We start from the raw sequence: 22,746 nt of genomic DNA, 5'->3' as shown, positions 1-22,746 counted from the left end.
GGCCGGAAACTGCGCCCGGCCAATCCGTGTCGTACCGGCCGGGCGCAGGTGTTGCGCAGCATCTCCCTAGGCGCGGGCGGAGCCGGTTGTATGTCCCAATCGGTTCCGCTTTCGGGGACACACACATGACGAAGGCCCGCCCGCCGCTGTCGATCGAACAGGCGTTGTGCGACGTGATCGGTGCGATCGGCATGGCGCGCGCCGCCGAGGTGACCGGCCGCCGCCAGGCATACCTGCGTCGCGTGACCGATCCGGCCCGGCGCGACGCGCTGAGTTGCCACGACGCGCTGCTGCTCGACGCCGAATATGACGCGACGATCGGCGGACGCCCGATTCACGAGACCATGAAGGTCAAGCTCGATGCGCAGCGCATGCACATCACCTTCGATCAACAGGCGCTGCTGGAGGCCACGATGGACTCGGTACGCGAGGCCGGTGGTGCCCATGCCGCCCTGATCGCCGCAACCGCGAACCCGTCGCCTTCGACCCTACGGGCCGCCCTCCGCGGCCTGATGCAATCCGTCCAGGCGAAGAACCGGATCGCCCCGATCCTGCGTCAGATGATCCGGCGACAGCCGCAAGCGCCCTGACGCCAGCCGACCATCGCTGCCCGTTCCCCATTTGCCTGCCCGGTCCGCGACCATCCCGGTTCGCGGAGCGGCTGTCTGCTGCCCGGAGAGTATCGTGCCCCCGTCCCCCGGAGCATATCTGAAATGCCGCCGGACCGCGTCTGGCCTGACGGTCGAGGACGTCGTTCGCGTAATCGGAACCGATCCGTCGATGCCGCTGACCGAACGGATCGAATGGGTCCGGATGATCGAGGCCGACCTCGTCGCCGTGCGCTGGTCGACTATCATCGCGTTGCGACAAATCTTTCCGTTCGATCTCGCCGTGCTGGAACGGCTGTCGCTCATTCATGACGGCGCGGACCTTCCTGCGCCGCGCCTGTGCCGAATCTGCCTTGCCGGGGAGACCGGACCGGCCGGCGCGACGGTCCAGCCCTGGGCATGGGATCAGACTGATCTCTGCATCGGCTGCGCCAGCACGCGATGATGCGCCCCCTCTCCCGTCTGCCCCGCAACCTGTTCCGCGTGTCGACACTCCTTACCGGCGTGACCGTCGGGTTCGCCACCCACGGCCGCGCGCCGCTGACGATCGTCGCTGCCGCGCTCGCCTGCCTCTTGGCACTTACCGCTTTTCGCATCCTCACCCGAAATGGAGATCGCTGATGTCCCGCGTTCGTCCTTTTGCCACTAGCGCCGATCCCGCACCTCGACCCCGGATCATTCACCTGATCGATTGCGATTGCCGGGAATGCGATCGCCCAGCCCCATCCGATCGCGACTATCACCTCCGCGCCGCGATTGAGACGGTCGCGATCTTCGCCGTCGGCTACGTCGCAGCATGGTTGACCGACTGGGCGCTCGACGGCCCCGGCCTGCAAATCATGGTCGGCCTGTGACGACGGCACAGACCCGGATTGGCTTTGGTGACGACACCCCGCCGCCCGGCGCGATACCATCCGATCGCCTTCGTGCTGTCCGCCTCGCCGCAAAATGCTTCCAGATGGCTTGGTCGACGCCATTCGTCGCTGAACGCGACGCGGCGATCTCCCGCGGAACCGCCATCGCCACGAAGGCCGGGCTGCGGCTTGAACTGTTCAGCATTCCCGGCCGCGACCAGTCGGAATACCAGTTGCGCGATGCACTGCGCGATGCGGAGGCGACCCAACAGCGCTGGGCCGATCGTCTCGATTTGAAACAGGGCGAGACGATCTATGCGGCGAAACGGCGTGCCTTCGACGAAGCGACGCGCACGGCCGCCGACCGTGACCGTATCGCTGGGCGGCGGCCAGCCGATCCAACGGATCTCGACGCCCTCCGACGTACCGACCTGCTCGAACGCTGGCCATCGATCGATGCAGCCATCAACGCGCTGAAGGCTCGGCGCGTCCTTGTTCGCCCGGTGGACAAGCACGATGGACCCGAACAGGAGCGATGGCATGTACCCGACCAGCGGCTGGCACCCATCGATGAATGGCAATTGCGCGAACTGGCTGACGAGGTGTGCGGATGAAGCTGACCATCAACCAGCGCAGGGTGCTCAACGTGCTGGATCGACTTGCCAACGAGGGCGCTGCCTGCCCGACCAACGCGGTGTTGGCGGAAAGCATCGGCGCGGACACATCCGATGCGGCGAAGGCATTCGCCGATCTGCGACGCCTCGGCGTCATTGCGGTCGTAACGCTCCGCGCCAAACGGCGCGTGACGATCATCGCCACCAGCGCGACAACCGCTCCCCTTCCGGACACCCCCGCTGCGCCTGTGCAGCGAGCAGGCGTTGACGCATGAACGTCGCGCCCCCGCTGGCCGCGCTGATCCGCGCCATTGCCGCTGACATGGCCGCCGAGGATGTTGCGCGCGCCTACCCATCCCGGAGTCGCCCATGCCCCGCTGCGCCATTTACGCCCGCTTCTCGACCGAGCTTCAGTCCGCCCATTCGGCCGAAGACCAGATTGCCAGCTGCTCGGCACGTGCAGAACGCGAAGGCTGGGAAATCGCCGGCGTCTATACCGACATCGCCATCTCCGGCGCATCCAACCGGCGGCCCGGGATGACCGCGATGCTGGCGGATGCGGCCGCCGGATCGTTCGATATCGTCTGTGCGGAGGCGATCGATCGGATCGCCCGCAACCAAGCCGATATCGCGACGATCTATCAGCGTCTCGAGTTCGCGAACGTCCGCATTCACACGCTGACCGAAGGTGACGTGTCGGAGCTTCATATCGGGCTGAAGGGCACGATGTCGGCTCTGTTCCTGAAGGAGCTGGCGGAAAAGATCAGGCGCGGTCAGCGCGGGACGGTCTCGCGCGGTCGAGTGCCAGGCGGCCTCGCCTACGGCTATGAGGTCGTGCCCGCGATCCGACCGGATGGCGAGCTCGATCGCGGTATCCGGCGGATCGTCCCGGAGCAGGCCGACGTCATCCTGCGCATCTATCGCGAATATGCCACCGGTCGCGGTCCGAAGGCGATTGCCAAGGGGTTGAACGCCGATGGTATCCCGGCACCGCGCGGCGGCGACTGGCGGGCATCCGCCATCGCCGGATCGCGGGCTCGGGGTTTGGGGGTGCTGCACAACCCGATTTACGCCGGGCGGTACCTCTACAACCGCCTGCACATGCGGCGCGATCCCGAGACCCGTCGCCGCATCTCCCGGGTCAACCCCGCTGAGGAGCGAGTCTCGGTTGAAATGCCCGAACTGCGCATCGTGCCGCAGGAATTGTGGCAGCAGGTCCAGGACATGGCAGCAGATCGGTCCAGCGGGCCACTGAACCAGCGCCGGCGCCCGAAGCACCTTCTATCCGGGCTGGTGCAGTGCGGACGTTGTGGCGGTGCCTATGCGATGATCGGCGGTGGTCGAATGGGCTGCACCCGCGCACCGGAAGCCGGAACCTGCGACGTGCAACGAACCATCGCCCGGTCCGCGATCGAGGCGCGCGTCCTGCGCGGCGTGACCGAAAAGCTGCTCGAATCGGATGCCGTGTCATTGCTGGTCCGCGAATACCATACGGAGGTGGAGAGCCGGCGGGCGGAGCGCGTCCTCGACGCTGGCGACGTCGACCGCCGAATCAAGAAGACCCAGGGCCAGATCGAACGCCTCGTTAGCGCGATCGCCGATGGTGCCGCCGATTTCGCCGATGTGCGCGAAGCGCTCGCGGCCCGGAAGGCCGAGCTGCTCGATCTGCAACGCGAGCGGCAGGAAATCGACGCGGTGCCGGTGATCGCCATGAACCCTGCGATCGTCGAGGACTATCGCAAACGCGTCCGCGTCCTAGCGACGACGCTCGACGGCAGCAGCGCGACCAACGACGAGATAAAGGCGCGCCTTCGAGACATGATCGACGGCGTTCGGGTGATGCCGAACAACCACGACGGCTTCGATATCGAGGTCTTGTCGTCGTTCGGCGCAGTGGTCGCTCTGGCGACTGACAAACCGAGGGGACGTTCGTCCCGCTCGGTTATGATGGTAGCGAAGGAGGGATTTGAACCCCCGACCCCAGGATTATGATTCCCGTGCTCTAACCAACTGAGCTACTTCGCCCCGCCACTTCCCGTCGGGAGGCGGCCCTATACGAACGGGAATCACGCTGGTCAAGCGAACATGTGTCGAGAAAATGCTTCCCACGGTCCGCCGCGATACCACCAGCTCGCCAAGCCCGCGATTTTGACCGGTCGTGGTGTGAATCCGGCAGATAAAGTCGCCAGCAACGCCTTCGCTTCGGCGGATTCAACCTTGTTCTGGATCGTCACGTGTGGTCGCCACCCCGCACGATCTTGCGGTACCAGCATGGAGGCAAATGCCTCCGCCAAATCGGCACGGACCGCCTCTAGCTCGGGCGACTCGACTCGATAAGCGACACCGCGCCCCAAATTCATGAGACCGCCGACCCGCGCGACTGGCGCCTGCTGTCCGCGCGTCGCTGCGTTCAGCCGTTGCTTCAGTTCCGCGCCCAGTTCCGGCGCGAGATGGTGGAACATCGTGCAGTGCGCCGCCAGCACGTTGCGCTCCGGCGGAAAATAGGCGCGACGTTGCCGATCGAACCACGCCTGATCCTCATGGCCAAACAGGGCGGTCACGATGATCGGGGCGGGGCCGGGACCGTCGGTCAAATCTCGACCTGACTGCCCAGCTCGACGACGCGGTTGGTCGGCAGGCGGAAGAACTCCATCGCGCTTTCCGAATTTTGGAGCATCCACGCGAACAGTTTTTCGCGCCAGATCATCATGCCCGGCCGCGACGACGGCAACAGCGTCTGCCGTGCGAGGAAGAAGCTGGTATCCATCATCCGGAAGTCACCGCCGCAGCACCCGACCGCCTTCAGCGCGCCCGGAACGTCCGGATCCTGCATGAACCCGAATTTCAGGATCATGCGGTGGAAGCCCTGCCCCAGATCCTCGGTCTTGGTCCGTACTTCGGGGTCGACATAGGGCGTATCGGCAATCTTGACGGTCAACAGGATGACGCGGTCGTGCAACACCTTGTTATGCTTCAGGTTGTGCAACAGCGCGTGCGGCACGCCTTCGGGTGTAGAGGTCATGAACACCGCGGTGCCGGGCACGCGGGTCGCCGAACTCGCTGCCGACTGGATGAACACCTTGATCGGCATCGCCGCCTCGCGCATCCGCTCGATCATCAGCTTGCGCCCCTTTGCCCAGGTCGTGAGCAGGACGAAGACGACGATACCGACCAGCAGCGGGAACCACCCACCATCGGGAACCTTGGTCAGGTTCGACGCGAAATAGGCGCCATCGATGCACAGGAAGATCGCCATGAACCCGGCGACCGCCGCGATCGGCCAGTTCCAGACGCGTTTGATCAGCACCGCGATCATGCAAGTGCTGATGAACATCGTACCGGTCACCGCGATGCCGTACGCCGCCGCGAGATTGGATGACTCCTGGAACCCGAAAATCAGCAGTAGCACCATGACGAGCAACGCCCAGTTGACCGCCGGGATGTAGATCTGCCCGGCCGCATCGGCGCTGGTATGCTCGATACGAAGGCGCGGCATCAGCCCAAGCTGGACCGCCTGCTGCACCACAGAGAAGGCGCCGGTGATGACCGCTTGGCTGGCGATGATCGTCGCGAGCGTCGCCAAGATCACCAGCGGCAACCGGAAATCTTCCGATGCCATGAAGAAGAACGGGTTGGACGCCGCATCGGGGTTTGCGAGAAGCAGCGCCCCCTGCCCCAGATAGTTCAGCATCAGCGCCGGAAACACGCAGTAGAGCCACGCGATCGAAATCGGCCGACGTCCGAAATGCCCCATATCGGCATAGAGCGCCTCGGCCCCCGTCACCGACAGCACGACCGACCCGAGCGCCAGAAACGCGAGAAGGCCGTCCTGCGCAAAGAATCGCACTGCCCAGATAGGGTTCAGCGCCTGCACGATCTCCGGCCGTTCGAGGATGTTGAGGATGCCCAGCCCGGTCAGCGTGACGAAATAGGCGATCATGATCGGACCGAACAGCCGCCCCACCCCCGCTGTCCCGACGGCTTGCAGCCAGAACAGCGCGATCATGATGACGACCGCGATCGGAATCACGAACGGATCGAAGCCGGCATTGACCGTCGCCAGCCCCTCGACCGCCGACAACACCGACACGGCCGGCGTGATCATACAGTCGCCGAAGAACAGGGCGGTGGCGAGCACGCCCAAAATGACGAGGCTCGACGTCCAGCGTCCACCGCCGGTCTTGCGCTGGATCAGCGCCAGCAGCGCAAGGCTGCCGCCCTCGCCGTTATTGTCGGCGCGCATGATGATAAAGACGTATTTCAACGTCACGATCAGCATCAACGACCAAAAGACAAGGCTGACCACACCGAAGATGTTGACCTGATCGACCGGCAACCGGTGGTGCCCGACGAACGTCTCCTTCATCGCATAGAGCGGCGAGGTGCCGATATCGCCATAGACGATACCGAGCGCGCCGAGCGACAGCTTGGCAAGCGACTGCGCAGGGCCGTGATGGCCCGGTCCCTCGACGGGAAGGTCGGTGGCTTCGCCGGAAGCCTCTTGGGAAAAGATCACGGGCGCGTGGACCGCGCCGAAGTGGCAACGATATTGGTCATGTCGACCGCGTCCCAATGGTTTGATCGCGCGCCGTTAGCACGCGCACCATAGCCGCGCAACGTTCGCTGATGCGCGCGGTGACCTGCACCTTCGATGAACGGAATTTCGCATTGGCTTGGCGTCAGGACCGCAGCTTGCCGACATCGATCGCGGCAGGGATCAGTGCCAGATTTTCAATGGCAGCCAGTCCCCATTGCGACGCGGCGTTGGTACTGATCCCCGGCCATTCGACGATGCCACCGGGAGGTGCATGCCGTGGATCGCCCATGCGTGTGCCAAGGCCCGCCCTGCCGGCAAAGAATTCGTTCGATGCGCGGGTCGCAAGGCTCGGGTCGGATTCAGCCCATGCCGCGAAGGCGGTTAGCCGCGAATGCGCTTCGGCCAAGTTTTCCGATCCCTTGCGCGGTCCGAAGCGCGTTTCGAACGCCGCACGCGGCGCGTTGTAATAGCGGCAATAATCGAGCCATGCCCGCCGATAGCGCGGCACGTCGAGCAGTTGCAGAAGTTCCGCGTTGATCTCGACCGCGCCGAAGACCGCGTTCAAATGCGAAATCGACACCTTGTCGCCCGGCCCGACGAACCGCCCACTGGCCAGATCATAGGGAGCGCTGCCGGCGATCCAGCCATTCTTCAGCCGACCGATACTATCCATGCCGGCAATCAACCGGTCGCGCCAACGCCGATCGCCGGTACGTTCCCATTCGGTCAGCCATGCGGCGGCCAGCGAACACCATACCGTCCCGAACGACATTTCGATCACACCGTCCGGCAGGTCGGGACGCTCGCCGCCCGGAACCTTGCGGCCGATCTCTACCGTCTCCAACGTGCGGTCCGATGTCAGCAGGTCGCGCATAAGGTCACCGACCCGTTCGTCGGCAGTCAGGTAATAGTAGATTCGGCGGTAGGCGGCGTTGCTGACCCGGGGTTGTTTGGAACTGTCACTGAAGTGCTGCACGCCGTGGCGCGTGCCCAGCCCTCGGAAACGGCCGAGATGATACACGTCGACCTCGCCGGTATGGCGGGTCATCGCCTCCGCCAGGCGATATGCCTGCCCACCACCGGTACGCAGCGCCTGCATCCACAGCCACAGATCGGGCGACAATTCGCTGTTGGCCCAAGCAAAGCCGCCGATGTCGTATCGCCATTGATGGCGATCGGAATCATAGCTGTGCATGACGTCGCCATGGTTCCAAAAGCCGTACCAGTGACGTCGATCGACCTCTCCCGCATAGAAATCGACCAGATGGACCAGTTGGTCCTCGATCGCGGTCCGGTTGGGCGTCGAGCGGTCGGGCAGGCTCCAATGGCCGAACACCCCCGCGGCATGCAGCCCGGCCGGATCGGCAACCAGTTGCGGCGCATCGGCGGTGATCGCGGCCAGCGCCTGCAACCGGTCGGTCGGCGGCGTCGCATCGAATGCCCACAACATCAACTCGCTGGTGCGAGCGATGGCGGTGGCGCTGTCCCAACCCTGCTCGTAATCCTCGTAGGTTACCGCCAGCCCTTCATTCTGCGCATCATACCCCTCCATCCCCATCACGCCGCGATAGGATCGCAGGTCCATCGCGCCCGCGCGCGGCGACCAGAGCCACAGCGTCAGGTAGGCGCTGTCGCCCGTCGCGTTCGTCACCGCGATCTCGCTCGGATGCCGTTGCCAGAACCAGCGGGCGCCAATCGCGGCGCCCCCCTGCGGCGACCCGACATAGGCGAAGCCGGGCGCCCGACCACCCTCCGCCGCGTCGATCCAGCCATGGTCCGGCCCCGTCCGCTTGCGGAGCGTAAAGCCTTGGGCAGAGAATTGCCCCAGCGACAACTCCCCCCAAGCCGGTATCCGTTCCAGCAGATCGCCGACGGGTTTCGCCATCGCCGACGGGGGCGGCGTCGCCCGACCGGCAATCTGCGCTGCACGCGTCGCTTCCCCCGGATCGCGCCGCAGTCCGGTCAAGGGGCGTATCGCCTCGACGAACATCACCTTGTCGTCCAGCGCGATGCGGACATGACGATCGTGGAGCGGCGCGGCCATCGGTACGGCGGTGGACAGCCCGATCCCCGACACGAACCATGCCGCCGGATCGACGTCATGGACGAAGCTGTGGACGATCCGCAGCCCCGGCGATCCCGCATAGGCATAGAGGCGGACGACGAACGGCAGCACCCGCTGTCCGGGGCCGACATGATAGCCCTCCACCTTCACCACCGCGCGCACCGGCCCGCGTTGCTCGACGGTCACTCGGTCGATACGGCCCCTGAGCGGCAGGCGCGGGCCTTCGGGTGAGCCCTGCCGCAACTCGGCGACCAGCGCCGCGTCGCGCAGGACCATGCGGTCGCCACAGGTCGCGCGACGAACGAAAGCGTCGCCACTGCGACCAATTTCCCAGCGATGGTCGCCGGTCACGATGAGGATGGTGTCAGCGCGTTCCTCGACCCGCACCGGCGCTTCGGGCGGCGTCGCCCGGCCCGGTCCGACCACGATCAACGCGCCAAGTGTCGTATCGGCGGGCAGGGCATGGGCGGTCCATTTGACACTGCCATCGGGCCAGGTCGCCGTGACCCAGCTTTGCGCGGGCAAGGGCCGGCCGGCAGCGTCGCTGACCGTCCAGCCCCGCCGCGCCGACACCCGACCGCGCGGCCACGCCATGCCAAAAGTCTGCCCGGCGTGCGCGGCGGGCGGGTGCCCTTCGACCCAATTGGCCCGCGCGTTGACCGGTCGCCGCTGCCCGGCGGGGGCGGCAAATGTCGGCAGGCTACGTAAACCCGCCGCTAACATGGTCGCGCCCATCAGGCCGCGTCGAGTGATCGGCATGGTCGTATCTCCGATGGTCAGGGTCGGGAAATCGTCACCCGACGAATGCGCAGATGGCTCTGCGTCGTGCGCAGCGCGAACCAGCCGCTGCGATAGGGCGCGGTGTCGGTCATCGTGAACAGCACGCGCCCATCGCGCTCCACCGCGATACGCCCGCCATCGGCGATCAGTACGATGCGGGTCCAGCGATTGGCTCGCAACAGCGCGGGAGGGTCGCGCCGGTCATGTTCGGGCAGCAGCGGTCGGTCCCCCGCATGGCCGGTATAGCGCCGCATGCGCGTGGTCGTGTTCCGGTTGCCGCCGATGCCGACATAATAGGTGGTCAGCGTGTCATACGCCTCGAACCGACCGTCGCGTGCTTTGGCAAAGACCGACCCATCGGACACCGCCGGATCGGTCGCCATCCAGAAGGCGTTGAGATCGCTCACCTGATCGTTCGGTCCACCCACCGAGACCGCCATGGCATCGAACGCGATCCGCACCGGACCGTCGAGCCGGTCGGGATACCAGAGCGTCAGCCCGCGCGGCGTGTCGATATCGATCACGCCGCCCGGAAGGTAACGGACTTGTGCCTGTGGCGATTCCGCTTCGGTGCGCCAGGCCGGGGACCGGACGCCGGGATCGACGCAACCCATGGCCAACAGCGCGAGTGCCACCCATGCCGGCCGGCCGCGAGGTTCAACGACGCGGCCGACCAATTTCGTCACAGCTTGAACTGTGCGCCGATGAATATCCGGCGACCGAAATCGCTATATTCGATCGGGCGGGCACGATCGACATAGAAGCGCGACAGTTCGTTCGTCAGGTTCAGCGCCTCGAACCAGATGCTGTATTGCGGCGTGATGCGGAACGTCACCTTCGCATCGACATAGGATTCGCCTTCGCGGAACACCGGATTGTTGCCGACTGCCGTATCCGCCGGCGTCAGTAGCCAACCCGTCCGCCGGTTATAGTTCACACGCGCGTTCAGCCAGTTCTTGTCGTAATAGAAGCTGGCATTGTAGGTGAACTTCGACAGGCCGGGAAAGGCGTTCAGCGGCTCGCCCGTCGCCTGGTTGGTCAGCACGTTGTTGAGCGAACGGCTAAAGGTGAAGTTACCAGTCGCACCAAAGCCGTCGAACGGTGCCGGCAGGAACGTGAACGCCGTCTGCGCGCTCAGTTCGAACCCGTCGAGCTTCGCACCGAAGCCGTTGATCGGTTGGCGAACCGTGTATAGCAAGCCGTCGCCGAACAGGTCGACATTCTCACGCGTGGTCGGCGACAGGACGAAGCTTTTGATATCCTTGTAATAGTAGCCGATGCTGACGATCGTATCGGAATTCGGATACCATGCGGCGTTCAGGTCATATTGATCGGCACGATATGGTTGCAGGAATGGATTCCCCGCACCGCAAGCATCGGCACCGGGGATCGTATCGGCCGTATCGATGACGCAGTTGATCGCTGGCGAAAGATCGCTTGGCTTCGGCCGGGCGAGGTTCTTGGCATAGGTTGCCCGAACGAACAGGTTCGGCCGCGCTTCAAGCGAAAGGTTCACCGCCGGTAACCAGTCGTGATAATCGTTCGTCAGTGTGACTTCCTGGACGGCGGTCACTACCGTTTCGATGACCGGCGCGATGCCGTTCACCCCGGTTCCCGGACGAACCCGGTTTTCGCGGCGGGTGTTCGCGCTCTGCGATGCATCACGGGTATAGGTGTAGCGGATCCCGGCATTACCGGTCAGCGGCATGCCGAACACTTCCGTCGCCATGTTGAACTTCAGATAACCAGCGACGATCTTTTCATTGATAATGTAGCCCGGGATCTGCGGCAGTCCATCGGCAAAGCGCACGCGCGATTGATTGAACCCCGACAGATCGTAATAGCGCGACAGGTTGCCGTAATCGAATAGCGGCTGCGCCAGTCGCTCGGGCGCTCCGTCAAGGCCCTTAATACCGCCGAACAGCGGAGCACCGCCGGTGACGCCACCGTTCAGTTGCAGGAATTGCTGATACTGTGCTTGCGTGAAGTAATAGGTGTTCGCTGCCGGACCGGTCGCGGGCGGTGAGCCGATCACCGTATTCAGCGAGACGTTGTTGTTATACTGATAGAGTGCGCTTTGCGTGATCGTGCCATTTGGCGCACGCACCTCTGGACGCAACAGGCGAGCACCACCGTTATTGTAGAAGGTCAGGTTCTGATCGCGATACTGACCACCGAATTCGAGGCTCTTCAGCAGCCCGAAGTCGAGATCATAGTCGACGTCCATCTTCAGCTGGTCTTCGCTAACGTCGCTCTGACTGGGGCGATATTGCACCGATGGGCCAAGCTGCACGAGCAACTGCCCGTTTGCGCCGCGCCGGGTGAAGTCGCCATAGTTTGCGATGTTGGCAGGATCGAAGCTGCTGGGGAAGGTGATGATCGGCAGCCCGTCCGCGTTGCGGCGGTCGACGGTGATACCCGACACGCCGGTAGTGATCGCGACTAGGTTCGTCTCGTTCTGCCGCTTCGCCTCGGACCGCGACGCGAGGAATACCATGTTCATCCGGTCGAGGTCCCATTTGAACCCCGTCTGATAATAGCGCGACTCTTCGTCATAGGAAAAGTCACGGCGCTGGACGCCGACGATGTTGCTCGCGCCAGCCGAGTTGACGATTGCGCCGCTGGCGCCGGTCGTCGCTCCGTTCAGCGCCGTCGTCCAGCTGGTCAGGACATGCCCCTCGGTCGTAACGGTGCTGAGCGTCGGGCGCGCGCGCGACGTACCGCCGCGCGCATTGGCGGCCAGCGGAGCATCGAGATTGAAGCGCGTCAGATCGATCGAACTGCCCGATCCGCCGCCCAAATTGACCGCATAGTTGGTATCGCGCAGTTCCTGATTACGCAGGTTGAGCTGTGCCTGACCCCAAGCCGAAAAATTGTCGAAAAACTGATACTGAAGCTGGAAGTCGAGCGAGGTGCGCGCGTCGGTCCGCTCCTGATTGCGATACCGTACCGAGCCGGGCGACCAGTCGAAGAATTGCGTTTCGCAGGCCAGGCGATTGGCGGTCGCGTTCGCCGCGGAAGTGCCGGTGGTGTTGGCGCAACTTTCATAGGTGTTGAACGACGCGTAATTCGGATCGGCAACGGTCTTTTCGTTCGACCGATCGAAATCGAAGATGCGCTGCCAATTGGTGTTGGCGACCGAATCGCCACGGGTATCGACGACACTGTGGGTGACGTTGAACAGGACGCCCAGCTTGCCGTCGAGCAAGTCCGATCGGCCCGCGATCAGGTTCAGACGGGGGCGCCATTTCTCGACCAGGTTCAGCCGCTGCGCAGCGGCCGTGACGCTGAAGATCGGCTTGACGAGCTCCAGCGGCCGGCGGGTTTCCACCTTGACCGTTCCGCCGATGCCGCCTTCGGTCAAGTCGACGGTATAGCCCTTGTACACGTCGATCGATTTGACCAGTTCGACGGCGAGTTCGCGGAAGTCACCGCTGCGGTCACCGCCGGCGCTCTGCTGACTGACGCCGTTGATTTCGATGCGGTTAAGGTCGGGCTCGACGCCACGGATCGAGACTTTCGAACCTTCGCCGAAATCGCGCTGCAACTGGACGCCGGTGACGCGCGCCAGTGCTTCGCCGACATTCTTGTCCGGGAAGCTGGCGATGTCGTCGGCGACGATACTGTCGACGACGGTGTCGGCATTCTTCTTGCGAGCGATGGCCGATTGCAGCGACGCGCGGGTACCGGTGACGATGATCTCGCCCTCTTCGGCCAACGGATCGGTCGGCGACGTGCGGACCTGATCGGTGGTCGCTGCGTTGCCTTCTTCCGGTGCGACCTGTGCGAAGGCCGGTGCGCTGCCCAGTGCAACGATCAGGGCCAAGCCCGATGCGGCGGCGCGCAGCCTCGCTCCACGGATGTTGGCGAACGACGTCATGCAAACCCCTCCTCATGTCCGGACGGCGCGTGGGTGTTCCCCGTCGCCGGTCAAAATCACTTAGCTCGACCATGGACCTATCGTGGAACGAGCGGGTTGCAAAGTAGATTCTTCGCAATATGATATTTGTGTCCATATGGTGAAACAATATGGGCAACAGGAGAGCGGATGATGCGCGGATTGATTCTCGGGATGCTGGCTGCGAGCGTGTCGGCAAGCGCCTTTGCCGCGCCGGGTGCCGCGACCGATCGCCGCCAAATTGAACGGCTTGATCGGGGACTGGTCGCGGTCCCGGCGAAGGACGGCGGCAATCATGTCTCGTGGCGGCTGCTCGCGACCGACCGGCCGGGAACCGCATTCCGTCTGCTGCGCGATGGCAAGGTGATTGCGGCGCGCGTGACCGGGGCATCGAGCGTTCACGACTGGTCGGGCACGCCGGCCGCGCGCTATCGGCTCGAACCGGTCGGGGCACGCGAACCGGCGGGAACGGCGGCAGTCTGGGCAAAAGGCTACCGGTCGATCCCGCTCGATCCACCGGCCGAGCGGGTGACGCCGGCTGGCGAGCGCTATGGCTATACTGCCAACGATGCCAGCGTCGGCGATCTCGATGGCGATGGGCGGTACGAGATCGTCGTGAAATGGGACCCGACCACCTCGAAGGACAACGCGTTCGGCGGCTATAGCGGCGAGACACTGCTCGACGCCTATACGCTGGAAGGCAAGCGGCTGTGGCGGATCGATCTGGGGCGCAACATCCGGTCGGGCGCGCACTATACCCAGTTCATGGTCTATGATTTCGATGGCGACGGGCGGGCCGAGATCATGGTCAAGACCGCCGATGGCACGGTCGACGGGACCGGACGCGTGCTGGGCGACCGACAAGCGGACTGGCGAGCGAAGGACGGTGAGATACCGCAGGCCGATCGGACCGGTGCGACCACCCTGCCCGACGGGCGCAAGGTCGCCCGGGTGCAGGGACGCATCCTGTCGGGACCGGAATATCTGACCGTGTTCGAAGGGGCGACCGGTCGCGCGCTGGCGACGCAGCCCTATGCGCCGCCGCGGGGCAGCGACACGCCTGAGGGGCTGCAGGCGCTGTGGGGTGATGGCTATGGCAATCGCTCCGACCGGTTTCTGGCCGGGGTTGCCTATCTCGACGGTAAGCGGCCGAGCGGCGTCTTCGGGCGCGGCTATTATGCGCGATCGACGGTCGCGGCATGGGACTGGCGCGACGGCAAGCTGACGCAGCGCTGGCTGTTCGACAGCGCCGCGCCGGGCAATGCGAAATCCGGAGGGCAAGGCAACCACAACCTGTCGGTCGCCGATGTCGATGGCGATGGCCGCGACGAAATCATCTATGGTTCGATGGCGATCGACGACGACGGCAAGGGGCTGTGGAGCGCGGGCCTCGGCCATGGCGACACGATGCATGTCGGCGACCTCGATCCCGACCGGCCGGGGCTGGAGAAATTCGGCGTGCATGAGGAGGTGTCGCGCAACGACGGGATCGGTTCGGCGATGCTGGACGCGCGGACCGGTGAGATCCTCTGGACGACGCCGGCTACCAAAGACACCGGGCGGGGCCTGTCGGCCGATATCGACCCGCGCTATCCGGGCGAGGAGAATTGGAATTCCAGCACGCCCCATCTCTATACCGCGAGGGGACAGGTGATTCCCGGTCCCAAGCCCAAGGTCGCCAATTTCGCGATCTGGTGGGACGGGGACGCACAGCGCGAGCTCTTGGACCGCAACCGGATCACCAAATGGGACTGGCAGGCGGGGACCGAAATCCCGCTGCTGGTCGCCGACGGTGCGACGTCGAACAACGGAACCAAAGCGACGCCGGCGCTCTCGGCCGATATCCTCGGCGACTGGCGCGAGGAAGTAATCCTGCGCAGCGAGGACAGTCGCGAGTTGCGCATCTATACCACGCCCTATCCGACCGCGATCCGCCGGGCGACGCTGATGCACGATCCGGTCTACCGACTGGGCGTAGCGTGGCAGAACACCGCGTATAATCAGCCGCCGCATCCGCTGGTCGCGCCGAAGTGATCGCGGCGCTGGCCATGCTGCTCGCCGGGCCGGTGACGCCGGTGACCTATCGGCTGGACGATGCCCGGCCGCGCGAGGGTGAGCTGCCGGTCGAACAGGATCGGCCCTATCGCGACGGCTATGGCTATGAGCCGGGCGACGGGCGGCGCTTTTCAGTGGCGCTGCCCGAGGGGAATTGGCGCGTCACGATGGCGCTGGGCGAAAGGCGTGCAGCGACGACGACGGTAAAGGCCGAAGCGCGGCGGCTGATGCTCGACCGGGTGACGACGCGCGCCGGCCAGCGTCTGAAACGCAGCTTCGTCGTCAATACGCGCACCGCCGCGCTCGCACCGCCCCCGGCCAATGCGCCGGGCGGCACGATGGTCCGCCTGAAACCGCGTGAAGCCGGAAGCACGACGTGGGACGATCGGTTGACGCTGGAACTGCTGGGTGATGCAGCGGTCGGCACGGTGCGGATCGAACCGGCGGACGTGCCGACACTGTATCTGGTGGGGGATTCGACCGTTACCGACCAACCGTCGGAACCGGCGGCGAGTTGGGGGCAGATGCTGCCCGCGTTTCTCGACGGACAGGTCGCGGTCGCGAACCATGCGGAGTCGGGCGAGACGCTCAAATCCTTCCTGACCGAATTGCGGTTGGACAAGGTGCTGTCGACGATCGGCAAGGGAGACTGGCTGTTAATCCAGTTCGGCCATAACGACCAGAAGGCGCAGTGGCCGCAGACCTATGCCGAGGCGGCGACAACCTATCGCGCTTATCTGAAGGCGTATATCGCCGAGGCGCGGCGGCGGGGCGCGACGCCGGTTCTTGTAACCAGTCCCGAGCGCCGCAATTTCGATGCTGCGGGGCGGATCAAGCCGTCACTGGGCGATTATCCGGCAGCGGTCCGTGCGGTCGCGGCGGAGGAAGGGGTGGCGGTCATCGATCTGAACGCCGCCAGTATCGCGATGTATGAGGCGCTGGGTCCGGCGATCAGTCCGCAGGCGTTCAACGACGGCGGGGCGGACCGGACGCACCACAATAATTATGGGGCATGGCTGCTGGCGCGAGCGGTGGCGGAGGGTATCCGGACGCTGCCCGGGATGGCGGGGCATGTGACGGCGGAGCGGTTCGATCCGGCGCGGCCGCCCTTGCCTGTTGCAGTGGCGATCGTGCCGAGTGCCGCGCGCAGCGACGTGCGACCTGACGGCAATTGATCGACCGGCGCGCCATGCTGCTGGGAATGCTCGCCCTGCCCTTTCCCGCCCATGCCGCGCGGCGGTTCGACGTGCGTGCGTCGGGGGCGGCGGGCGACGGGCGGACGCTGGATACGGCGGCGGTGCAGCGGGCGATCGATGCGGCGCGGGGCGGCGGGACGGTGGTGTTGCCGAAGGGGCGCTACCGGTGCTTCACACTGCGATTGGCGAGCGATGTGACGCTGGTGCTGGAGCGGGGCGCGGTGATCGTCGCCGCCGATCCGGCGCGGGACGGCGGACGCTATGCGCTGCCCGAGGATCGCGGCGAGCAGCTGTATCAGGATTTCGGGCATAGCCATTGGCATAACAGCCTGATCGTCGGGGACGGGGTAACGCGGGTCGCGATCGTCGGGTCGGGGATGATCGATGGCGAGGGGCTGACCCGCGACGGGCCGGGCGCACGCTGGCGCAAGCAGGCCGGCGAACGGCCGCTGTCGATGCGGCAGATGACGGCGGCGGAGATCGCGGCGCTGGAGCCGGATGCGGCGCGGATGAACGGGTTGGGGAACAAGGCGATCGCCTTGGTCGATGCGCGCGACGTGCGGATCGAGGGGATCACGATCGCACGGGGTGGGCATTTTGCGATCCTCGCCACCGGGTGCAGCAGCATGGTGCTGCGCGACCTGACCATCGATACCAACCGCGACGGGATCGACCTGGACGGGGTCGGCGACGTGCTGGTCGAGCGGTGCCGTGTCAATACGCCCAATGACGATGCCATTGTTTTGAAGAGTAGTTTTGCGCTGGGCCGGGCGATCCCATGCAGCGACGTCACGGTGCGAGACTGTGTCGTGTCGGGGTTCGATCCGGCGACGCTGATCGACGGGACGCGGCGGCGGACACAGCAGCTGGCGCCCGACCGCGACCGGGTGACCGGGCGGATCAAGCTGGGGACCGAGAGCAATGGCGGGTTTCGGCGGATCCGGATCGAGCGGTGCCGGTTCGAGCGGTCGCGGGGGCTGGCACTGGAGACGGTCGACGGGGGCGTGATTGAGGACGTGGTCGTCCGCGACCTGACCATGGCCGAGGTGACCACCGCGCCGCTGTTCCTGCGGATCGGCGACCGGCGGCGGGGGCCGGCGGGGACCGGGGTCGGTGTGATCCGGGGCGTAACGGTCGAGGGGTTGCGGGCGACGGGGATCGATCACCGCTTTGCGGCGATGCTGGCGGGGTTGCCGGGACATGCCATCGAGGACGTAACCCTGCGCGATATCAGCCTTTCCTATCTGGGCGGGGGGCAGCCGGTGGCGATGCCGCCGGAGCTGGCCGATGCCTATCCCGAACCGAGCATGTTCGGGCCGACGCCGGCATGGGGACTGTGGTGCCGGCATGTGCGGGGGCTGAGCGTCGAGAGGCTGGAACTGGTCACCGCAGGCGACGGTAGGGCGGCGATCCGGCTGGATGATGTCGAGGACGCGAAGGTGACGAAGGTTACACGTAGTGATTGACCTGCACGATAGCGCATTCTATTATTTGGATATAACGTTCACATAGTGAACACATAGGAGGGGTCGATGGCGCGTCAGGCGTTTCGGATGCAGTTGAAGCCGGGCATGGCCGCCGAGTATCGCGCACGTCACGACGCGATCTGGCCCGAATTGTCGGCGCTGCTACGCGACGCCGGGATCTCCGATTACTGGATCTTCCTCGACGAAGAGACCGGGGTGCTGTTTGCGACGCTGGAGCTTGCCGAGGACAATCGGCGCGATACCCTGCCCGAGCACCCGGTCATGCAGCGGTGGTGGGAGTCGATGGCGCCGCTGATGGAGACGCAGGCCGACAATCGGCCGCTCGAATGGCCGCTCTCGCCCATGTTCCACATGGCATGACCGGTATGTTGCGCAGCCTGTTCCTGTGTGGCGTTGCCGCGTCGATGTTGACGCCAGCCCTCGCGCAGACCGCGAAGCCGACCGCCAATCCGGCCGCGCCGGTCAAGAAATTCGGGCGTGTTTCGTATGATGCGCGATCGCTGATGATCGATGGCAAGCGGCTCACCATCTGGTCGGCCGAGGTCCATGCGTTCCGCCTGCCCAGCCCCGATCTGTGGCGCGACGTGTTGCAGAAGATGAAGGCGAGCGGGTTCAATACCGTCGCCTTCTATTTCGACTGGGGGTTCCACAGTCCGAAGCGCGGCGTGTATGATTTCAAGGGCATCCGCGACATCGACCGGCTGCTCGCCATGGCCGCCGAGGAAGGGCTGTACGTCATCACCCGCGCCGGGCCGTATGTGAATGCGGAGCTGACGCGCGGCGGCTTTCCGGGATGGTTGCAGAACCAGCGGGCGCGGGCGCGGACCGACGATCCCGACTACCTCGCCGCCGCCGACGAATGGCTGTCGCAGATCAACCCCATTATTGCCCGCCACCAAATCAACAATGGCAAGGGCACGGTGATCCTGCACCAGATCGAGAACGAACTGGCGCTGACCACCCCGGCACAGGGGCGGTATATGGACCACCTCTATGCCAAGGCGCGGGCGGACGGGATCACCGTGCCGCTGTTCCACAACGATCAGGGGCGCAACGGATATTGGGTACCGCGCGGATCGAACGTGGCGAAGACGGTGGAGGGATCGCCCGACCTGTATGCGTTCGACGGCTATCCCGGCGGCACCTGCACCGTCGGCGGCAAGGTAACGCGCGGGTCCGCCGCGCCCGATTGGGGCTTCTATGGTCCGGGCGGGGCGAAGGGCGGCGCGTCGGCCAGTCCGAATACGCCGGGGTTTGCGGCGGAATTCGGCGGCGGATGGTTCGATTATTGGGGATCGAACGGCGGGTATGAATGCAACGCCCGCCAGCGTGGCAAGCGGTTCCAGCGGGTATTCTATGGCACCAACCTGGCCAACGGCATCGCCATCCAGAGCTTCTATATGGGGTTCGGCGGCACGAGTTGGGGATGGCTGCCGGCACCGGTGGTCTTCACCAGCTATGACTATGGCGCGGCGTTCAGCGAGACCCGCGAGGTGCGCGAAAAGGCCGAGGAGCTGAAGGCGCTGGCCGGCATGATCGCGGCGGTGCCCGATCTGGCGGGAATGGTTCCGGCAGGGCCGGTCACGATCTCCTCGCCGAACATTCAGGTCTATCACAACAAGTCGCCCGAGACCGACGCCCGCTTCCTGCTAGTCACGCACAATCCATCGAACAAGGCGACCGACGACCGCTTCACAATCACCGCCGACCTGCCCGACGGGCGCTATACGTTGCCGAAGATGCGGTTGAACGGGTTCGATGCGAAATGGCTGGTCGCGGGCGTCAATCTAGGCGGACAGCGGCTGGTCTATGCGACGTCGGAATTGCAGTCGCATCTGCGGATCGATGGCGGCGATATGGTGCTGCTGTACGGGCGGGCGCAGGAGGCGGGGACGACGGTGCTGCGCTATGCCAGCGCGCCGACCGTTCGCGTTATTGCGGGTGAGGTGCGGTCGTCGTTCGATGCGGCGAAGGGCGATTTGCGGCTCGATTACACGCATGGGCAATTGGCGCGGGTGCAGATTTCGGGCGGTGGACGGCCGCCGATGACGTTGCTGATCGGCGATGAGGCCGAGGTCGCGAAGTTCTGGCAATCGGGCGATGTGCTGGTGCGCGGGCCGGCGCTGGTGCGATCCGCCAAGGGGGCTGCGACGCTGGCGCTGACCGGCGATACCAGGGAGGCAACGCCGCTGGAGGTCTGGGCGCCGAAGCGGGTGCGGTCGGTGACGTGGAACGGCGCGCGGGTCGCGACCGGGGTGGGCAGCGCCGGCAGTCTGGTGGCGCGTAGCCCCCTGCCCGGCCCGGCGGCGGTGACGTTGCCGGTGCTGGCCGAGTGGCGGATGGCGCCGGGATCACCCGAGGCGGAGCCGGGCTTCGACGACAGCGCGTGGGCCGCAATCGACAATCGCGCCTATGCCAGCATCACCGCACGACCCGATGGGCAGCCGAACATGCTGATGGACGCGTACGGCTTTCACGATGGCGATGTGTGGTATCGCGGGCGCTTCACCGGCACGGCGGATGCCGAGCGGCTGCGGCTCTATTACGGGGCCGGCGGGTCGGGGATGGTGCAGATATTCCTCGACGGGAAGCTGATCGGGCAGGACGAACTGCCCGGCGGACTGCCGCGACCGATCACGACGGGGACGGCGACGATCGCCCTGCCCGATGCGGCGCGGACGCCGGGCGAGCATGTGCTGTCGGTGATGCTGCGCAACAACGGCCATAACTGGGATCTGGACGCCGACGATTTCCATAAGGAAGCGCGCGGGATCGTGTCGGCTTCGGTCGAACGCCAAGCGGGCGACTCGTTCGCCATTCCCGTCGCGTGGAAGATTCAGGGACGGCAGGGCGGCGAGGATATCGTCGATCCGGTGCGGGGCGTTCCCAACAACGGTGGCCAGTTTGGCGAGCGGATGGGCTGGCATCTGCCCGGGTTCGACGATGCGCGCTGGGCGAAGGTGTCGTTGCCGGCGACCGCCGCGCCGGCGGGCACGAGCTGGTATCGGACCAGCTTCGACCTGAACGTGCCAAAGGGGCAGGATGCGACGATCGGGGTGTTGTTCGGCGATGCCGCCGTTCCACGCTCACCGGTCGATTACCGGGTGCTGGTGTTCGTCAATGGCTGGCACATGGGGCAGTTCATCGCCCATGTCGGGCCGCAGCGGACCTTCGTGGTACCCGAGGGCATCCTGAACCATCGTGGGCGTAACGTGCTGTCGCTGGCCGTGACCAGCGACGGTGCGCCGGGCAACGCGCTGGAAGCCGTCAAGCTGGTGACGATGCGCAACGTTCGCGGCGGCGTGCCGGTGCGGATGGTCGATGCGCCGGCGTTGTTGGCGAAGTAATGGAAATGGATCGCACCCTTTCCCTGTTGCCTTTAGCGATACGCCGGGGGCCTGCCGATCCCTGACGTTCCGCCTGCGGATACCCCCCTCCACCATCCTGCGGATGGTCCCCCTCCCCGTGCCGGGGAGGATTTTTTCCAAGCCTTCGGAGCAAATATGGCTGCGCTGACCCACGACATTCCCCGCCAACAGGTGACCGACGCCATCGCGTTGCTGATGGACAATCTGGTCAATATCAAGGACGAGACGGGCGAGTTCCTGCTCCATCTCGACGACGGGCGGATCATCGACACCAAGGGCTGGGCCGGGTGGGAATGGACGCATGGCGTCGGCCTGTTCGGGATGTGGCGCTATTACGAACAGACCGGCGACAAGGCGGCGCTGGCGATCATCAAGCAGTGGTTCGAGGATCGCTTTGCCGAAGGCACGCCGACCAAGAACATCAACACCGTCGCGCCGTTCATCACCCTCGCCTATCTGTACGAGCACGAGCCGGACCCGCGGTACATCCCGTATCTGGATACGTGGGCCGAATGGCTGATGGCGCCCGACGGCCTGCCCAAGACCGAAGAGGGCGGGTTCCAGCATATCGTCTATAACGACGAGAACCCCGGCGAGATGTGGGACGACACGCTGATGATGAGCGTGTTGCCGCTGGCCAAGATCGGGCTGTTGCTGAACCGCCCGCACTATGTCGAGGAGGCAAAGCGCCAGTTCCTCGTGCATATCAAGTATCTGTTCGACAAGAAGACCGGGCTGTGGTTCCACGGCTGGGATTTCAACGGTCGGCACAACTTTGCCGAGGCGCTGTGGGCGCGCGGCAATTGCTGGGTCACGATCGCAATTCCTGAGATCATCGAGATCCTGGATTTGCCGGTCGGTGATGCGTTCCGCACCTTCCTGATCGATACGCTGGCGGCGCAGGTGAAGACGCTGGCCGAGACGCAGGACGAAAGCGGATTGTGGCATACGCTGATCGTCGACCCGACCAGCTATCTGGAAGCGTCGGCGGCGGCCGGGTTCGCCTATGGGATTTTGAAAGCGGTGCGGAAGGGGTATCTGCCGCGGGGGTATGAGGCGGTCGGGATCAAGGCGGTGCGCGGCGTGCTCTCCAATATCGATGATACCGGCGAGCTGAAGCAGGTGAGCTTTGGGACCGCGATGGGCGATACGCAGCAATTCTATAAGGATATCGCGCTGACGTCGATGCCGTATGGGCAGAGCCTGGCGGTATGTGCGCTGGCGGAGTTTTTGCGGACGTATATTTGAGGCGTGCGGCAGCGGGGGGCTGATTGCTCCCCTCCC

18 protein-coding genes, 1 tRNA gene and 1 pseudogene are annotated in these 22,746 nt (G+C 65.1%); 13 read left to right on the top strand and 7 right to left on the bottom strand.

Annotated elements, in window-relative coordinates; translation table 11 throughout:
- Nucleotides 1-164 precede the first annotated feature (164 nt).
- The 7 genes and pseudogenes from ASE59_RS02355 to ASE59_RS20525 all read left to right on the top strand — a co-directional run.
- The gene (locus ASE59_RS02355; protein ID WP_162235260.1) at nucleotides 165-590 is read left to right on the top strand and encodes a hypothetical protein; all 426 of its coding nucleotides are present in this window, start codon (nucleotides 165-167) and stop codon (nucleotides 588-590) included.
- Between the two features lie 223 nt (nucleotides 591-813).
- The gene (locus ASE59_RS02350; protein WP_162235259.1) at nucleotides 814-1,053 is read left to right on the top strand and encodes a hypothetical protein; all 240 of its coding nucleotides are present in this window, start codon (nucleotides 814-816) and stop codon (nucleotides 1,051-1,053) included.
- Nucleotides 1,053-1,229 (top strand): hypothetical protein, encoded by a 177-nt coding sequence (locus ASE59_RS19420; protein WP_156359825.1) that lies wholly within the window; start codon nucleotides 1,053-1,055, stop codon nucleotides 1,227-1,229. Before ASE59_RS02350 ends, ASE59_RS19420 begins: the two co-directional genes overlap by 1 nt.
- Complete coding sequence (locus tag ASE59_RS02345; RefSeq protein ID WP_056451559.1) at nucleotides 1,229-1,462, top strand: hypothetical protein; 234 nt, start codon at nucleotides 1,229-1,231, stop codon at nucleotides 1,460-1,462. Before ASE59_RS19420 ends, ASE59_RS02345 begins: the two co-directional genes overlap by 1 nt.
- Entirely contained in the window at nucleotides 1,459-2,076 is a 618-nt protein-coding gene (locus ASE59_RS02340; RefSeq protein ID WP_156359824.1) for a hypothetical protein, read from the top strand. The genes ASE59_RS02345 and ASE59_RS02340 overlap by 4 nt, the downstream gene beginning before the upstream one ends.
- Complete coding sequence (locus ASE59_RS02335) at nucleotides 2,073-2,351, top strand: hypothetical protein (RefSeq protein ID WP_056451554.1); 279 nt, start codon at nucleotides 2,073-2,075, stop codon at nucleotides 2,349-2,351. Before ASE59_RS02340 ends, ASE59_RS02335 begins: the two co-directional genes overlap by 4 nt.
- Before the next feature lie 94 nt (nucleotides 2,352-2,445).
- Nucleotides 2,446-3,498, top strand: a pseudogene (locus tag ASE59_RS20525) (recombinase family protein); the annotation flags it as partial.
- Between the two features lie 45 nt (nucleotides 3,499-3,543).
- On the opposite strand, the gene ASE59_RS20520 reads toward ASE59_RS20525, so the two are convergent.
- From ASE59_RS20520 to ASE59_RS02295, 7 genes are all read right to left on the bottom strand, one after another.
- Nucleotides 3,544-3,747 (bottom strand): hypothetical protein, encoded by a 204-nt coding sequence (locus tag ASE59_RS20520; protein ID WP_056451546.1) that lies wholly within the window; start codon nucleotides 3,745-3,747, stop codon nucleotides 3,544-3,546.
- Between the two features lie 277 nt (nucleotides 3,748-4,024).
- Nucleotides 4,025-4,101: transfer RNA gene (locus ASE59_RS02320), tRNA-Met, on the bottom strand.
- Between the two features lie 50 nt (nucleotides 4,102-4,151).
- Nucleotides 4,152-4,670 carry a 2'-5' RNA ligase family protein gene (locus ASE59_RS02315; protein ID WP_056451544.1) on the bottom strand — a complete coding sequence of 173 codons (519 nt, stop codon included), beginning with the start codon at nucleotides 4,668-4,670 and terminating at the stop codon, nucleotides 4,152-4,154.
- Complete coding sequence (locus ASE59_RS02310; RefSeq protein ID WP_056452752.1) at nucleotides 4,667-6,589, bottom strand: potassium transporter Kup; 1,923 nt, start codon at nucleotides 6,587-6,589, stop codon at nucleotides 4,667-4,669. Before ASE59_RS02310 ends, ASE59_RS02315 begins: the two co-directional genes overlap by 4 nt.
- Before the next feature lie 166 nt (nucleotides 6,590-6,755).
- A complete protein-coding gene (locus ASE59_RS02305; protein WP_056451541.1) occupies nucleotides 6,756-9,437 on the bottom strand; it encodes a hypothetical protein in 2,682 nt (893 codons plus the stop codon).
- Between the two features lie 17 nt (nucleotides 9,438-9,454).
- The gene (locus ASE59_RS02300) at nucleotides 9,455-10,144 is read right to left on the bottom strand and encodes a DUF6250 domain-containing protein (RefSeq protein WP_235515613.1); all 690 of its coding nucleotides are present in this window, start codon (nucleotides 10,142-10,144) and stop codon (nucleotides 9,455-9,457) included.
- Nucleotides 10,141-13,338 carry a TonB-dependent receptor gene (locus ASE59_RS02295; protein ID WP_056451538.1) on the bottom strand — a complete coding sequence of 1,066 codons (3,198 nt, stop codon included), beginning with the start codon at nucleotides 13,336-13,338 and terminating at the stop codon, nucleotides 10,141-10,143. The genes ASE59_RS02300 and ASE59_RS02295 overlap by 4 nt, the downstream gene beginning before the upstream one ends.
- Before the next feature lie 171 nt (nucleotides 13,339-13,509).
- Between ASE59_RS02295 and ASE59_RS02290 the strand changes: the two genes are divergently transcribed.
- The 6 genes from ASE59_RS02290 to ASE59_RS02265 all read left to right on the top strand — a co-directional run bounded on the left by ASE59_RS02290 (nucleotide 13,510) and on the right by ASE59_RS02265 (nucleotide 22,710).
- Complete coding sequence (locus ASE59_RS02290) at nucleotides 13,510-15,390, top strand: rhamnogalacturonan lyase (protein WP_235515612.1); 1,881 nt, start codon at nucleotides 13,510-13,512, stop codon at nucleotides 15,388-15,390.
- A complete protein-coding gene (locus ASE59_RS02285) occupies nucleotides 15,387-16,586 on the top strand; it encodes a rhamnogalacturonan acetylesterase (RefSeq protein ID WP_235515611.1) in 1,200 nt (399 codons plus the stop codon). The genes ASE59_RS02290 and ASE59_RS02285 overlap by 4 nt, the downstream gene beginning before the upstream one ends.
- Nucleotides 16,586-18,073 carry a glycoside hydrolase family 28 protein gene (locus ASE59_RS02280; protein WP_414899156.1) on the top strand — a complete coding sequence of 496 codons (1,488 nt, stop codon included), beginning with the start codon at nucleotides 16,586-16,588 and terminating at the stop codon, nucleotides 18,071-18,073. The genes ASE59_RS02285 and ASE59_RS02280 overlap by 1 nt, the downstream gene beginning before the upstream one ends.
- Nucleotides 18,074-18,139: 66 nt before the next feature.
- Nucleotides 18,140-18,454 (top strand): L-rhamnose mutarotase, encoded by a 315-nt coding sequence (locus tag ASE59_RS02275; protein ID WP_056451536.1) that lies wholly within the window; start codon nucleotides 18,140-18,142, stop codon nucleotides 18,452-18,454.
- Entirely contained in the window at nucleotides 18,451-21,441 is a 2,991-nt protein-coding gene (locus tag ASE59_RS02270; protein ID WP_235515610.1) for a glycoside hydrolase family 35 protein, read from the top strand. Before ASE59_RS02275 ends, ASE59_RS02270 begins: the two co-directional genes overlap by 4 nt.
- Before the next feature lie 156 nt (nucleotides 21,442-21,597).
- On the top strand, nucleotides 21,598-22,710 hold the full coding sequence (locus ASE59_RS02265) for a glycoside hydrolase family 105 protein (RefSeq protein WP_056451534.1): 1,113 nt from the start codon (nucleotides 21,598-21,600) through the stop codon (nucleotides 22,708-22,710).
- Nucleotides 22,711-22,746: the final 36 nt, after the last annotated feature.

This window comes from Sphingomonas sp. Leaf10, from assembly GCF_001421245.1.
Classification (GTDB): Bacteria; Pseudomonadota; Alphaproteobacteria; order Sphingomonadales; family Sphingomonadaceae; genus Sphingomonas.
Note: the sequence above shows the minus strand (reverse complement) of the source record. Positions and strands in the feature narration are given on the sequence as shown.

Bases quoted from the DNA above. Each gene is read 5' to 3' on its own strand.
- ASE59_RS02350 (WP_162235259.1), top strand. From the start codon at position 814: ATGATCGAGGCCGACCTCGTCGCCGTGCGCTGGTCGACTATCATCGCG.
- ASE59_RS19420 (WP_156359825.1), top strand. From the start codon at position 1,053: ATGCGCCCCCTCTCCCGTCTGCCCCGCAACCTGTTCCGCGTGTCGACA.
- ASE59_RS02345 (WP_056451559.1), top strand. From the start codon at position 1,229: ATGTCCCGCGTTCGTCCTTTTGCCACTAGCGCCGATCCCGCACCTCGA.
- ASE59_RS02335 (WP_056451554.1), top strand. From the start codon at position 2,073: ATGAAGCTGACCATCAACCAGCGCAGGGTGCTCAACGTGCTGGATCGA.
- ASE59_RS02305 (WP_056451541.1), bottom strand. From the start codon at position 9,437: ATGCCGATCACTCGACGCGGCCTGATGGGCGCGACCATGTTAGCGGCG.
- ASE59_RS02295 (WP_056451538.1), bottom strand. From the start codon at position 13,338: ATGACGTCGTTCGCCAACATCCGTGGAGCGAGGCTGCGCGCCGCCGCA.
- ASE59_RS02290 (WP_235515612.1), top strand. From the start codon at position 13,510: ATGCGCGGATTGATTCTCGGGATGCTGGCTGCGAGCGTGTCGGCAAGC.
- ASE59_RS02275 (WP_056451536.1), top strand. From the start codon at position 18,140: ATGGCGCGTCAGGCGTTTCGGATGCAGTTGAAGCCGGGCATGGCCGCC.
- ASE59_RS02270 (WP_235515610.1), top strand. From the start codon at position 18,451: ATGACCGGTATGTTGCGCAGCCTGTTCCTGTGTGGCGTTGCCGCGTCG.
- ASE59_RS02265 (WP_056451534.1), top strand. From the start codon at position 21,598: ATGGCTGCGCTGACCCACGACATTCCCCGCCAACAGGTGACCGACGCC.